The sequence below is a fragment of the Paenibacillus cellulositrophicus genome, assembly GCF_009363095.1.
GTDB lineage: Bacteria > Bacillota > Bacilli > Paenibacillales > Paenibacillaceae > Paenibacillus_AQ > Paenibacillus_AQ favisporus.
On the sequence record NZ_CP045295.1, the window covers coordinates 953,605 to 966,674 of the forward strand.

At 53.9% G+C, this 13,070-nt stretch carries 14 protein-coding genes; 6 read left to right on the forward strand and 8 right to left on the reverse strand.

Annotated features, from left to right (window positions below; translation table 11 throughout):
- Nucleotides 1–53: 53 nt before the first annotated feature.
- Both GCU45_RS34540 and GCU45_RS04255 read right to left on the reverse strand, forming a co-directional pair.
- Nucleotides 54–230, reverse strand: coding sequence for a VOC family protein (locus GCU45_RS34540; protein WP_425281288.1), 177 nt, complete (start codon nucleotides 228–230; stop codon nucleotides 54–56).
- Nucleotides 185–628, reverse strand: coding sequence for an RNA polymerase sigma factor (locus tag GCU45_RS04255; protein WP_152398189.1), 444 nt, complete (start codon nucleotides 626–628; stop codon nucleotides 185–187). Before GCU45_RS04255 ends, GCU45_RS34540 begins: the two co-directional genes overlap by 46 nt.
- Before the next feature lie 336 nt (nucleotides 629–964).
- Between GCU45_RS04255 and GCU45_RS33690 the strand changes: the two genes are divergently transcribed.
- Nucleotides 965–1,123 (forward strand): hypothetical protein, encoded by a 159-nt coding sequence (locus GCU45_RS33690; RefSeq protein WP_167527083.1) that lies wholly within the window; start codon nucleotides 965–967, stop codon nucleotides 1,121–1,123.
- Between the two features lies 1 nt (nucleotide 1,124).
- Here the strand turns inward: GCU45_RS33690 and GCU45_RS04260 are convergent, their stop codons facing one another.
- The 3 genes from GCU45_RS04260 to GCU45_RS04270 all read right to left on the reverse strand — a co-directional run bounded on the left by GCU45_RS04260 (nucleotide 1,125) and on the right by GCU45_RS04270 (nucleotide 5,225).
- The gene (locus GCU45_RS04260) at nucleotides 1,125–2,135 is read right to left on the reverse strand and encodes a phytanoyl-CoA dioxygenase family protein (protein ID WP_152398190.1); all 1,011 of its coding nucleotides are present in this window, start codon (nucleotides 2,133–2,135) and stop codon (nucleotides 1,125–1,127) included.
- Nucleotides 2,136–2,239: 104 nt separating this feature from the next.
- Nucleotides 2,240–3,133: a helix-turn-helix transcriptional regulator gene (locus GCU45_RS04265; protein ID WP_244364429.1), complete on the reverse strand. Its 894-nt coding sequence runs from the start codon at nucleotides 3,131–3,133 to the stop codon at nucleotides 2,240–2,242.
- A gap of 211 nt (nucleotides 3,134–3,344) precedes the next feature.
- Nucleotides 3,345–5,225 (reverse strand): beta-L-arabinofuranosidase domain-containing protein, encoded by a 1,881-nt coding sequence (locus tag GCU45_RS04270; protein WP_152398191.1) that lies wholly within the window; start codon nucleotides 5,223–5,225, stop codon nucleotides 3,345–3,347.
- Between the two features lie 198 nt (nucleotides 5,226–5,423).
- Between GCU45_RS04270 and GCU45_RS04275 the strand changes: the two genes are divergently transcribed.
- On the forward strand, nucleotides 5,424–6,278 hold the full coding sequence (locus tag GCU45_RS04275; RefSeq protein WP_152398192.1) for a helix-turn-helix transcriptional regulator: 855 nt from the start codon (nucleotides 5,424–5,426) through the stop codon (nucleotides 6,276–6,278).
- 104 nt (nucleotides 6,279–6,382) lie between these two features.
- Here GCU45_RS04275 and GCU45_RS04280 read toward each other — a convergent pair whose 3' ends face one another.
- Together GCU45_RS04280 and GCU45_RS04285 are read right to left on the reverse strand one after the other, a co-directional pair.
- Nucleotides 6,383–7,207 carry a sugar phosphate isomerase/epimerase family protein gene (locus GCU45_RS04280; protein WP_152398193.1) on the reverse strand — a complete coding sequence of 275 codons (825 nt, stop codon included), beginning with the start codon at nucleotides 7,205–7,207 and terminating at the stop codon, nucleotides 6,383–6,385.
- A gap of 178 nt (nucleotides 7,208–7,385) precedes the next feature.
- Entirely contained in the window at nucleotides 7,386–8,693 is a 1,308-nt protein-coding gene (locus GCU45_RS04285) for an ADP-ribosylglycohydrolase family protein (RefSeq protein ID WP_152398194.1), read from the reverse strand.
- A 56-nt stretch (nucleotides 8,694–8,749) separates the two neighbouring features.
- On the opposite strand from GCU45_RS04285, the gene GCU45_RS04290 reads away from it, so the two are divergent.
- Nucleotides 8,750–9,682 carry an AraC family transcriptional regulator gene (locus GCU45_RS04290; protein WP_244364431.1) on the forward strand — a complete coding sequence of 311 codons (933 nt, stop codon included), beginning with the start codon at nucleotides 8,750–8,752 and terminating at the stop codon, nucleotides 9,680–9,682.
- 185 nt (nucleotides 9,683–9,867) lie between these two features.
- Here GCU45_RS04290 and GCU45_RS04295 read toward each other — a convergent pair whose 3' ends face one another.
- Nucleotides 9,868–10,230, reverse strand: a complete 363-nt coding sequence (locus tag GCU45_RS04295) for a DUF488 domain-containing protein (RefSeq protein WP_240913173.1) — start codon at nucleotides 10,228–10,230, stop codon at nucleotides 9,868–9,870.
- A gap of 73 nt (nucleotides 10,231–10,303) precedes the next feature.
- Here GCU45_RS04295 and GCU45_RS04300 point away from each other — a divergent pair, with 73 nt between their 5' ends.
- The 3 genes from GCU45_RS04300 (at nucleotide 10,304) to GCU45_RS04310 (ending at nucleotide 13,025) form a co-directional block, all read left to right on the forward strand.
- Complete coding sequence (locus GCU45_RS04300; RefSeq protein WP_152398195.1) at nucleotides 10,304–11,107, forward strand: lipase family protein; 804 nt, start codon at nucleotides 10,304–10,306, stop codon at nucleotides 11,105–11,107.
- A gap of 148 nt (nucleotides 11,108–11,255) precedes the next feature.
- Entirely contained in the window at nucleotides 11,256–11,846 is a 591-nt protein-coding gene (locus GCU45_RS04305; protein ID WP_152398196.1) for a YjgB family protein, read from the forward strand.
- Between the two features lie 216 nt (nucleotides 11,847–12,062).
- The gene (locus GCU45_RS04310; RefSeq protein WP_152398197.1) at nucleotides 12,063–13,025 is read left to right on the forward strand and encodes a serine hydrolase domain-containing protein; all 963 of its coding nucleotides are present in this window, start codon (nucleotides 12,063–12,065) and stop codon (nucleotides 13,023–13,025) included.
- Nucleotides 13,026–13,070: the final 45 nt, after the last annotated feature.

Genomic DNA, 13,070 nt, shown 5'->3' on the forward strand with positions numbered 1-13,070 from the left:
GTATATAACGATGAAGCCGCCTGCAACCATACACATTCCCCCTAAGATGATGATTAAAATGTTTCGCTCACCATAAAAACATTTCCGTCCGGATCCTGAAAAGTAAAATAAAATCGACCATCGCGGGTCCTGATATCCGCAATGCGGCAGCCGTTCTCGTATACCCGGAGATAAGCTTCATAAATCATGTGGGGATCATGGCGGATAAAAGCAGCGGCAACCGCTTCCAGAAGCTTGGCGGCCGACCTGGGATCGCCCGGCCGGCTCCGCGGTACATCAGCTCTTCCAGCAGATCGCGCGTGATTAGGTTGTCCGCGAAGGGTTCCGGTTCACTTCCGTAAGTCGATTCAAATTGTTCGACCGACATGGTGACCACCCTCCGGCTGGACCTGCAGCGGTCGATCCAAAGATTGCGGGCCGTGCGAAACACATACGGCTTGCTCAGGGTCATCTCCGGCATTTGTATACACCGGTTCATCAATCTGACCATGGTATCCTGAACCAGGTCCTCGGCTTCCCATTCCCGATGGGTCAGCGATCGGCAGTACTGCAGCAGCTGGGGTCTCACTTCGGCCAATAATCCGGCAAATTCCCCCGGGAAGGAAGAATTAAGGGTAGTTTCTGTCATATAACTCACCTCGCTCCCCTGTCCCAACGTCGCATATGACCTGCCTATTTGGGATTGTTAATAAAAAAACACCACACCACGCAAACAAATGTTCCTATTCAAGATATTCTATCTCTATTTTGCTTTTTCCTCTTTTTTCTCAAAAAAATATTCTGATCTTGCCCCCTCCCTGTACCGCCTTTCATACAGCCCCCATCGTTTAGAAAACCTGAACCATACCAACGACCATCTGGTCCTCATCGGCGGAGGAATCGGGGTTACTCCCATCCGTCTCCTTCATGAAAGCAATCAATCAAGCATTGAAAGAGCTGGAAATTCCTAAGGAGCGCATTCATTATGAAGCCTTCAGTCCGATCGCCATACTGGATGATGAATAACCGGATTTGGGGCAAACGCCTTCAAAACAAAGAAGAGCGCGGCACAGGTACCGGGCTCTTTTTTATGAAAGATACAGAAGGCTGGATTCATGACTCCAAAAAAGTTCAGGTACCGTGATTCAGTCCTGTTCGTCTTTCTCCTGAACGACCGGCATCATCATGCCGTCGTCCATCCCCATCATCGTCACGCTGGTGGACTCGGGAATCTCATCATGCTGCGTAATATCAACCGGCGTGTCGAATAACGGTTCGGCATAAGCTAGATGCGTCCGTCCGCGCGCCAAGATTTGGCGGTAATTCCCGCTGTCGCCCTCGTAGCCGTCATGGTCCCATGGAACAAACGAACGGGCATTGCAGTAATGGCACACATACGATCGGCGGTAACGGTCCGTCGTTCGATTCGGGTAGGAGCGGTGAAACAGGTGTGAATGGAAGAACAGCACGTCCCCGGGCTTCAACGGAACCGGAATCGGGTCCGGATAATGGGACACCACCTTCGACAGCGTGTTGACTTCGTCATCCAGGTGACTGACATGCTCCACGGAATGGAGATCGGAAAACGCCTCCTTGGCGTGAACGTTTCCGCCATTATCTCCCGGCGGCGGATAAATCGGCTCATGGTTGGAGCCGGGAACCACCCACAGGCAGCCGTTCTCTTCATCGGCGTCCTCAAGCGCGATCCAGGCTCCGATCAGCGTGTCGGGATGAGTTTTGATGTAGTATGCGTCCTGATGCCATCCCTGACCCCCTTTTCCCGGAGGATTAAAAAAGATCATGGACTGCAGGGCATACACATCCGGACCCGTCAGCGCTTCAAGTACATCGAGGATTCGGGGATGCAGCATCAGCTGCTCCCCTTCCGGGTAAAGGCGGGAGATCATATGAACCCGCGTTTTTTCGGCGAACTCCGCTTTGAGCGGGTCGGTATCCTCCTCGGATGCCTGCTTGCGCTTTCCTTCATTCTCGATCCGCAGCCGTTCTGCCCACACGGCGTACTGTTCGATTTCCTTCGGATCCAGCAGCCCCCGGACGATGACGAATCCGTCCCTGTGATACTGCTTATACTCTTCCACCGTTACATAATAACGGTCCTCTCTTAATTTGGCTTTCGGCACATACGTCTGCCCCATGGTTGATCCCCTCCACACGCATTGATTATCTTAAGTGTGAAGGATTTCGTAAGCGTTCTCAATGGAGAGGACACGGAAAACGGTGGACGGATTTGATATCCGCTTTACCGGGAATCTCCATGATCCAGTACGACAAAATGCCGGTTCAAAGGATACGCGGCCTCATCTTCCTCGATGACGGCCAAATGCCGGAACAACGGATCCGCGAACCGGTCGCGAAACTCCAGGGCCGTCATTCCACGGGTTCGCTTGAACATGCGGGAGAAATAATGCTCATCGGTGAATCCGACGTCGTAAGCGATCTGCTTGATGGTCCGCTCCGCTTGAATCAGAAGCTGCTCAGCTCTCCGGAGGCGGCGTTCCAGCAGCGCCTTCTGAGGCGGAATGCCCATCCAGCGGACGAACATCCGGGTGAAATGCTCATGGGTCCAGCCCGAGCTGGCCGCGATTTCTTCAATGGTAATCTGGCGGTGAAGCTGCTGCTCCATATAATCCATGGCCCGCATGATGGGAGCGGGCAGCGAAGCGGCCGACATCGACTCGTCTTCCTCAATCGCCTGCCATTCCTCAAGGACGCCCATCAGCAAAACGGACGCCCTTCGCTGCCAGCCGGCCGGCTTGATATGCGCGATCTTCAGCATCTGCTTAAGCATGGAGGGAATCAGGCTCCCTCCGGCAATGACCGACCAGTCACGGAAATTTTCCCGATCGTGGTCCGGCCTGCAGAAGGCTTCCCGAAATGCAGCAAATTCGAAGTGAACGAATAAGTGCCTTGTGGGAAGGCTAGGATCAAACCGGTACCGGTGCGGTTCTCCGGGGCAGGTGAACACGACTCCCGGACGGTCCAGCGCAAACGGCCCCCGGTCGATTTCGTAAACGGATCGCGTCCCTGCCGGAAAGTACACCAATTCGAAATCGTCGATCGTACGCATCCCGAGAACGGATCCCGGCTTCACGGCGATGTCTCCCATGGCATGAATGACGGGTAATGTAAGCAACGATGCACAACCTCCCTAGTCTATGGCCCTCTCGCTGCCGGATCGGAACCGCTCGTTTTAATAGCATGATACACTATTAAACCGCGCCCTGCAGCCCAAAAAAGAGAGATGACCGCATGCCCTGCGGCATCTCTCTCTTTAGAGCGAACCCGGGACGGATTCTGCACGCCTTGCGGTGCAGGGTGAGAAACCCTGTCTAGCACAGCTTAGCTTATTGATCCTTGAACCGCTTCCGGCTGCCAATGAGCGGGAACTCACCGATCCGCAGCCGCGCGCTTCCGTAAGGGATCAGCTCAAGCTCCGCCACAGGCTGACCGTTACAGTCGGGATGAATGGGCGGCGTGCCTGCATTGTTGCCTTCCATCTTCCAGTCTTTGACCAGCTGTCCTGATGCTGTGATCCGCACGGGGGCTCCATCCGCGGAGAACGGCTGGCTTGGAATATCCGCCTCGGTTACCTCAAAGCCGGTATCGGCCAACAGGCCGTATTTCCAGGCCGATCCCGGATACAGCTCCCAATCATGGAACTTTTCACGCTCCCGCACCATCTGCCATTGCTCCCGGACTGGCAGCACATAGACAAGTGGTCCCCTCTCTACGCTGACCGCATAAAGGTTGCGCGATGTCGTGTTGACGGCCATCGGCAGCGTCAGTTCGATCCCGTCTCCACTCGCCCACTCGCGGTTGATTTTGGCATAGCCGTTCTCGGTCTGAACGTTCACCGGCGCACCGTTGACCTGGATTTCAGGCTGTGTACACCAGGACGGGATCCGCAAGGAAACCGTAAATGTTTCCGGGCGCTCCAATGTGATTGAGATGGAGACATGGTCCCGGAAGGGATATTCTCCGCTGACGGCCAGCTTGGCCAAGGAACCGTTACCAACCGGGGTCTCGACAGTACACGGCGCATAGGAAACGGCTGCAAGCCCGCCCTCAAGGTCCTTCATCCACAAATGCGACGTCAGCTTGGGCCATCCTTGGTGCATATTCGCGGTGCAGCAGCCGAAATGCGGCTCCAAGCCGAAAAGGTTCGCGTCAGGCCCGTTCACCCAGCTGCGGGGAGCGACGTTGCACAAAATCTGGTTCACCTGCTGATCGTACTGATGGGAAGTCCAATCCGGAGAGATTGCCGCCGGCAGCGCATTAAACGCCACTTTCTCAAGAATGTCGCCGAACCTGCCGTCGCCGAATATCCGCGTCAGCTGCTCCATCGAAAACATGTATTCCACCACGGCGCACAGCTCGACACCCTGACTCGGGTGCGTTCCAGAGAGCCACTCGTCACCCGAAAACATGCCGTGTGCCTGACCGTGGTATGTCATCAGCGAATCGATTCCGCGGTGCACAGCCTCCTTCAAGACGGCATCTCCGGTCAGTTCGTACAAAACACCCGGCGTCTTGATCCCCATCGCCACATTGACGACATGCGTCGTCCAGTCCCACTCCTCTACCTTGCGCCAGAACGGGAAGTCGTAAAAAATATCGGACCAATCCGTCGTCTGCTTGGCCACGATCTCCACCACTTCCAGCAGCAAAGGATCCTGCGTCCTTTTATACAGCCATACCAGGCAGAGCAGCATTTCTGCTCCCCGGGTTTTCGCCCAGCCTTGCAGCGGATTCTCTTCAATGGTGCGGCGGACGTAGCCGAAAAATTTCGTCAGAAAGGGAACGATCCTCTCATCTTTCGTCGCTTCTTCATGCTGCATCATGACCTTCAGCATGATCATGTAATGCCACCAATCGTGCTTTTTATCGACCTCACGGTTGACGGTTTCGATCCGTTTCGGACCGAAGTGGCCATCGTCCTGTTGACTCGCAAGCGACCATTCAACCCACCGGTTGGCTTTGGCGATCAACCTTTCATCTTCTAGCAAATAGGCAAGCGGAAGGAGTCCGTCCAAGTAGTACGGTCCGCGTTCCCAGCTTTCTCCGCTGCCTCCGATCCACCCGTTTTCGGGCCCGACATCCGCCCAATGCTCCTCCAAATGCCCGGTAAGACCTTTTGCTTGAATCATCAATTGATCCTTAAGCCAACCGGAAGGTTTAACCGCGCCAAGCGGCAGTTGTTCAAAAGCGGTTTTAACGAATTTCATAGCTCGCCACTCCCTTTTCATCTTCGGTTTACTTCGGCTAACGCTATGAAATATACCATGTCCCCCGCTATTTACCGATACCGGATATCAACATGTTTTTGTCCAATCACAACCTCATCATGCAGGCAAAACATATGGCTTCGCCATGTGCAATCCTTTATGATAGAAGCAATTCGATTCGAAGGAAGGAGGATCGCCATGTTTCAATTCATCGCTCCGCCTTTGCCCCATTACATTACCTGCGGGGAGGACACCTACCCGATTGGCGGAATCCATCCGGACCGAAGCCGCATCGGGGTCTTTGACCTGATCTTCGTGACGAGGGGTTGCTTGTTTCTGGAGGAAGAGCTGACGATGCTCACCGTCCCGGCGGGACATTACGCCATCCTTCGGCCTGACCGGTCGCACCGGACCGCCCGGCCCTGTTTGGAAGAAACGCATTTTTACTGGCTGCATTTTCAAACCTTGGGCAGCTGGAACGAAGTTTCCGAGCAGGATTCCTCTTTACCGGCATTTGAAGGCCATCCGCTCTATCAGATCGAGAAATTCTCAATCTATATTTCCCAGCAGGGAGCCCCGCTTCTCCCAAGTCAAGTGGAAGAGCTCCTCCGCAGGCTGATGCTGCTGCACCCGGAACAGACTGTATCCGCCCGCTGGAAGCAGCAGATCTGCTTTCAGGACCTGCTGTCCATGCTGCAGCAGACGGAAGGGGGAGAAGTACAGAATCCACATCTGAAGGTGGCGGAACTGGCGGGCGAATATCTTCGCCGGCATTACCGGGAGCCCATCAGCTATAAGCGGATGTCGGAAGCCCTGCACTTTCATTCCAACTACATCGCCATATGTATGAAAAAGACGTTCGGCTGTACACCTCTGGAGTATTTAACGAGGCACAGGATCGAGCAGGCTAAGCAAACTCTGATCCATACCGACGATCCGATCGGACGTGTCGCTGAGCAGACGGGTTTCGGATCCTTTCCTTATTTCGTTAGGAGCTTTGCGAGATATACCGGTCATACCCCGAAGTCTTTTCGGCAGCTCTACCGAAAATAAATTCGGCCAGATGTACCTGCATCTATGACGAAAGGCTGCCCGCATGCTGTGGAAGCAATGCGGCAGCCTTTTTGCATTCTTTTACATAGGTTCACTCATGTTTGTCAGGTGGCTTTCACGGATTGGATTCGTTCGAAGTTTTCACGGTATTGTTCTACCGTCCACTTACATACCTGCCACAAATCCGTAACCGGCTGATTGGTAAAAGGCAGCGTGTGAAGATACCCAGGCGGACCGTATTCCGGCGTAAAGGTCAATTCGGAGGCACCGGCATGCTGCCTCGCATCGGCGATCCGGTTCCACCAGTCAAAATGCCGAGCGACTTCATGCGCGTACTCCGGTGCCCGCGGATCGGGAACTTGAGGGCCCTGCGCATAACCGACACGCCCATGGATATGTACGGTGCGGCCGATAGCCAGGTCCAGCTCGCTCTCGAAATGTTCCAGCGTCGATTCGGTAACGCAGCACCAATGGCTAAAATCGGCCGTCAGTCCAAGTCCAGGGACCGCTTTCAGCACCTTCCCCGTATCCCAGGGATTAAATAAAGCTCTGCCCCGGTGGGTTTCATGGCCCACCTTGACGCCAAGCTGCTGCTCAAGCTGAACGGCCCGCCGGAAATAATCGACCTGCTCTTCCAGAGGAACATAGTCTTTTAAGGAATGCGCAGTAACATGGATCGGCCCAAACGACTTTGCCCGTTCCAATTGTGCTTCGAAAGAAGCATAGTGGTCCGGCCCTTCGGTAAAAATCATCGCTACATAATCAAGCCCATGGCTTGCGAGGAGCTCCTTAAACCGCTGTTCGTCGTCAGGTCCCGGCAGGGGCGCCTCTACGCCATCATAACCGGCTGAAGCGATATGCCCCACCTGCTCTTCCAATGTGCCCGTTCCCTCCATGCCCCACAACGCCTTGATCAATTTGAGTTTCATCCTTTTCCACCTCTCCCGCTTGATTGGACACCGTTTCCCCCATTGTTTACGATCCTCCGCCCGTTGTCCATGGATCCAAGGGCATGATTCGTGGATGGATTTGATATGTCTTTTGTTCGATAACATACGGATTCACGCTGGATCGTTCTTAAAAAGAACTACGGCCGACGTCGCCAAGTTACGCCTCGTGATGTGTTTTGCCGGCAAGGATGGTAAATCGGTCGACCAGGTCGCTGATCTGAAACTTCTCCGCGTTCGTCATATACGTTGTGACCGTATCGTGAAACGGCTTAACCCAATGCTCCGGCACGCCGGATTTCCCGGCGATCGCGCCAACGATGCTGCCGGCCGTCGCAGCCGTACAATCGTTATCCAGTCCCATGGCAACCGTCTCCGAGATCACCTTGGACACATCGGTCCCCCCGATCATCAGGCCGAACACCGTCAAGCAGGCGTTATTGTTGGCGTGCACGCCCGACATTCCCTTGAAGCGCTCATCGACCGCCGCTCTGGCTTCCTTGTAATCATGGATTTCACCGCTAACGGCAAGCGCCCACTCCACATCCTTGTAAAGGCTGCATTCCTTCGGAATTTCGGTCAAGCCGATACGAAGCGCCTGCTCGGGATGATCGACGGCGAACGCCGCGGACTGCGCAGCACTGAAAAACATCTCCCCGTAAATCCCGTTCCGCCGATGGCTCAAATAAGCATCCCGATAGGCATATTCCGCCGCTTTCGCCGGGTACGCCGGAGCCATGTAAGCCCACGGATCCGAGCGGATATCCGCACCGATCCACTGGCAAAACGGATTGTTTACGTCAGCTGCTTGCAGCGCCGGGATGCCCGCCTTCAAATTGTTGAGCGCAGCCTCCTCCGCAGTACAAGCAACCGGCAGGTACTTGAGCCAGCTCTTTCCCACATCCTCTGTCGTGAAGTTGAGGCCGTGCTCTTCGGCAATGAGCAGCCCGAGGATCGTATAAGTAATGTCGTCATCGACAGGGACTTGGGTCAAGCCTTCCAGGGTATATTCATAAAAGGTGCTTATTCCGTAACGGAGATCGTTCGGATTTTTGATTTTGGACCAATAATGCTGTGGAGGAAAGGCATCCCCGATATATGCGGCCCATTTCTCCATGTCGCTCACTTCCCAGAATTCCACCGGCGCCCCCAGCGTGCATCCGGCAAAACGGGCGAGCATCGCCCCTTCGAGCTTTTCCTTGTAGACCGCCTTGTCAAACGATGCCCACAGCCTTCTTGGTCCTTCAGTACGCTGTGCTCGAATGTACGGCAGATCGTCCGGCTCTCGCTCCTTAAGCTTGGCGTCAATTGGTAATCCCTGCAGTTTCTCCAACGTTTCTTTCATCTTCTCTTCCATGTCGATCCAGGCATCGGCCACGCCCCGTCCTCCGTATTCGTGTGCGAGCCGCCCATACTCAATAATTTTACCTGCCAATTCGTGGAGCCTCGGTTCCTTAGGATAAGCCATATTGATAATCTCCTTTCCCAAGATCAATGAATTTCGTTCAAGGATAGTTTATTATAATGAAAACAATGACTTCCGCCGAAAAAGGACTGAAAGCTGTGCAGAATCGACCATTTGATTATAAAGTCGTCTCCCAGCCTTATATGCTTCCTTCCGATTTCCCCGTGGATTGGCTCAGCAATTATGTCCAGGGAGACAATGAGATTACGTATTTGCACTTTCACAACTGCCTTGAGATCGGCTACTGTCTGGAGGGCTCAGGCGTCTTTTTCGTTGAAGACAAAATCCTGCCCTACACCCAAGGAGATGTGAGCATCATCTTTCCGAATCAGCTGCATCTCGCTCAAAGCTTAAAGGGAAAAGAAAGCAGGTGGCATTTCTGCTTTATTGATCCGGGCGCCCTCTTTTCGTCTGACCCGGTGTCTTCTGGATTCTGGGACCGGGTCGGAACGGATACGTATCCCCGGTTCAACAACATCGTCACCCCGGATGATCACGCTGAGGTCGTCTGGCTGACAGATCACGCGATGAAGGAGCTGGAGAAACACGGGCCGGGATATGAATCGGCAGTAAAAGGATACATCTGGACGCTCCTGACGCTGATCGGCAGGCAGCTGCTGCTTCAAGAGAGCGGCACAGCTGAAACTGCGACTGGCGGTGCCGACCGGCGGGCGATGCAGCAAATTTCAAAAGCGCTCGAGTATATTTCCCAGCACTATATGGAACCGGTCCCGATCCACCGGTTAGCCGAGCTATGCTGCCTCAGCGTCACCCATTTCCGGCGCATTTTCCACAAGTGCATGGGCATGGCTCCGCTGGACTATATCAACAACGTGCGCATTCAGGTTGCGGCTGCCCTGCTGTGCCATAGCGGCAGCAGCATTTTGGCTATTTCCGAGGAGGTCGGCTATGCGACCTTATCCAGCTTCAACCGGCACTTCAAGCGGCTGATGGGCGAAGCCCCGAGCCAATGGCGGTCCAAAAATAGATGACAGAGGCAGCAAATATTTTGTGCTGCGGCAAAATCATTTGTGATTGGCAGGCAATTAGAGGCGCGGCTCAGCCAACTCAAAATGGCGCCCCCTGCAGCCCTTGGGCTTAAGGAGGCGCCATGACGGTCACCGGAATGATATACGAAAGAGTAAACGACTACAACGATCCGGCCAGCCGGCGGTGCTTACGACGTTTCAATGATTTCTTTGAGCACGACCGCCTGATTCATGGTGGTATCCTTCGCGGCATATAACAGCGTAACCGTGCAATCCTCCGCCAATTCCCGGATTTGCCGTAAAAGCTGGGAAGGCTTGTCCTGCTGAAGTTCCTGCAGGTATAGCTCTTTGAACTTCTCGTAATGCTCCAGCCGATGCGCGTACCATTTTCTCAGCTCATGACTGGGTGCGATCTCTTTCATCCATTCGTCGACCGCGGCCTGCTCTTTCGTGAGTCCCCTCGGCCAGAGACGGTCGACCAGGATTCGTTTGCCGTCTGATGCTTCAGGCTTTTCATAGACCCGTTTGATATGAATTGGAATGGTGGACACCTCCTTATTAGACTATTCATGCCCAAGCACCCGATCCTTATCCTCTTAATATAGTGTAGGAGTGAAAGGCGGGATGCGTATGAGCAAGGCAGACGATTTGCAGCAGCGTACCATTTTTCTGGCGGCCATCTGCGGACAGACCTATGCTCAATTTGAGAATGCAGACGGGTCGTTTGTCGTCCCTTCTCCATACACACGGCTTGAGACGATTGAGGCCAGGTCCATTACGAACGATTGGGAACGCTTCGGTTTTATTCTCGATTCGGATCAAGAGGTCATCATTGCATTTCGGGGAACCAGCACGACGACCAACTGGATCGCGGACCTGATCGCATCTCAGAAGAAATACAAATACATTAAAGAAGACTGTATGACGCATCGGGGCTTCACGGACATTTATGCCTCCGCAAGGACCCGCATTATCTCGACACTGGCTAAGGTATCCCGCGGCAAGACGCTGTTTATTACCGGTCACAGCCTGGGTGCGGCGCTGGCGACCTTATGCGCGGTCGATGTTGCGGCCAATACCGGCTTCCGCTCCCCTTACCTGTTCACATTCGGTTCACCGCGGGTAGGCGATCCGACCTTCGCCAAAGCTTGTGCCAGCTATGTTCCCAACAGCTTTCGCATCGCCAATCTGTTTGATGTCGTGACCCATGCGCCCCCTGCCGTATACAAACTGCCGAAACGGTCCAAAACATTTTATTACAGCCATGTAAAGAACTTGTCACCCCGGCATTTTCAGCTCGGATCCTTCGGAGGGAACCACGTCATCTCCAGCTATTTCAACGAGTTATCCAAGCTTCAGCCGGATTATACCAAGATGCTGTCATCAGCCAATCCTGGCTTCTGTCCGTTCCCTGAACGCGTCCTTTAACGCCATCCGTGTCAAAATTGACATATTCTTTCACGGAATCGTAACCCAATCTCCTTCGGGTTCTACTATGCTGTAGAAGAATTGAATCTTACGCAGAATGGGTAATAAAAACATAGAGACCCCATAAGTTACAAGGAGAGGATACAACATGAACATCACAAAACCGGCAAAAAAAGCAATCATGGCCATGACCGTGGCCGGCATGGTAGGCCTGGGAGCCGTAGGCGCAGGCACGACATATTCCGTACATCAAGCAAACGCTGCTGCGGCAGCCGATGCGGGTTACGCATCCAAGCAGGCACTCCAGACGCTGAACAGCTTCTACAAACCGGCGCTGAAAGGCCAGTTCCCGGGAGCAGTTAGCGGCCTCACCGTTGGTAAGAGCACCCGTCAGGATGTCCTGCACAAGATCGGGGAACCCGAAAATCCGATGAAGGATGCCGATGGATTCGATGTATACAGCGCGAATATGGGCAATCCCGGCTACGCCATCAATTATAAGCTCGGCAAAATCCGTGAAATGCGCTACTTCGGCACCAACGTCGAACGCCAGACCAATATCGGCGGCATTACGATGAAGATGCTGAAGCAGAACTGGTATGCACCAAGTTCGGTGTCCACCTTCAAAACCGGGAAGAAGACACAGACCAAGCTGACGTACAACCGCGGCAACTATAAGCTTGAGTTTATTTTCAACAGCAGCACCGAGCTTGATCATATTAACCTTTTAACCAAATAACAGCCTTCGCCGAAGACAGTGGTTCACCTGGAGCCGCTGTCTTTTTGCGTGTATAGATGAGGTTCAAGCAGGCTAAGTATTCATTATACGTGATGGTCCTTCGATCGAAAATAGCCATTGGAGCATCGTCCGAACCTTGTCCGGGAGGCTTCAGTTTGCCATAATGTATAAGCGGCGTCATGCCACAAAAGCCATACTTAACAAAGGAAGATTCCCATGAATATATCTGCACTCGCTTCAACGATCGCACTGGTCGACCTGAGAAGCTGCCTGATCAGCCAAAACGGCAGGCTGGTGTTTGAGCACTACCGTCATCCCCGCATCCCTGACGAGAAGTCGAAGGTCAATTCCTGCACCAAAAGCTTTTTGTCAGCCCTGATCTGCATCGCAATGGACCAAGGCATCCTGCCGGGTGCGGAGACGCCGATCACCGAATTTTTCCCGCAGCTTCGTTCCGCTTCCGATCCACGCAAGCGGGAAATTACGCTGGAGCATCTGCTGACGATGTCAGCCGGCTTTGAATGGAGCGAATTCGGCGGGATCAAGTCGTTTCCGCGCATGACCAGAACCGGCAATTGGGTCGAATTTGTGCTCGAGCAGCCGATTTCCGATACACCTGGGACCCGGATGGAGTACAGCTCGGGATGCTCCCAACTTCTGTCCGCGATCCTGGTCCAAGCCGCCGGCAAGTCAACGGCCCAGTACGCCGAAGAAAATCTGTTTGGACCGCTGGGCATCGAAGACTATCGATGGGAGTCCGACCCGCAGGGGATCCACACCGGAGGCTACGGCTTATGGCTCCGTCCCAGGGATTTGCTGAGGTTCGGGCAGCTGTATCTGCAGCAGGGACGCTGGGAGCAGCGGCAGCTGATCCCCCGAGAGCTTGTGAACCGGTCCGTACAGCCGTTCATCCCCGCTGGTCCGCCAAACCGCGGCTTCTACGGCTGGCATTGGTGGACGGATACTTTTGGAGCCGAGCTTGGTGGTCATTCCGCTGCAGCATCCCCGCTTTCATTTGACTATTTTTACGCCCGCGGATATGCGGGACAGTTCATCTATATCGTCCCCGTCCTGGAGACGGTAGTGGTCCTGACCGATGACAAGCGTAAAAAAGAGCGGCATCCGGCGAATGTGTTCCGCGATTTCATCGCACCGCTGCTGCTCGAAACTTTGAACTAAGCTGCGCAGATGCATGGTAAACCGACGTTGCCAGCATGGTCAGCG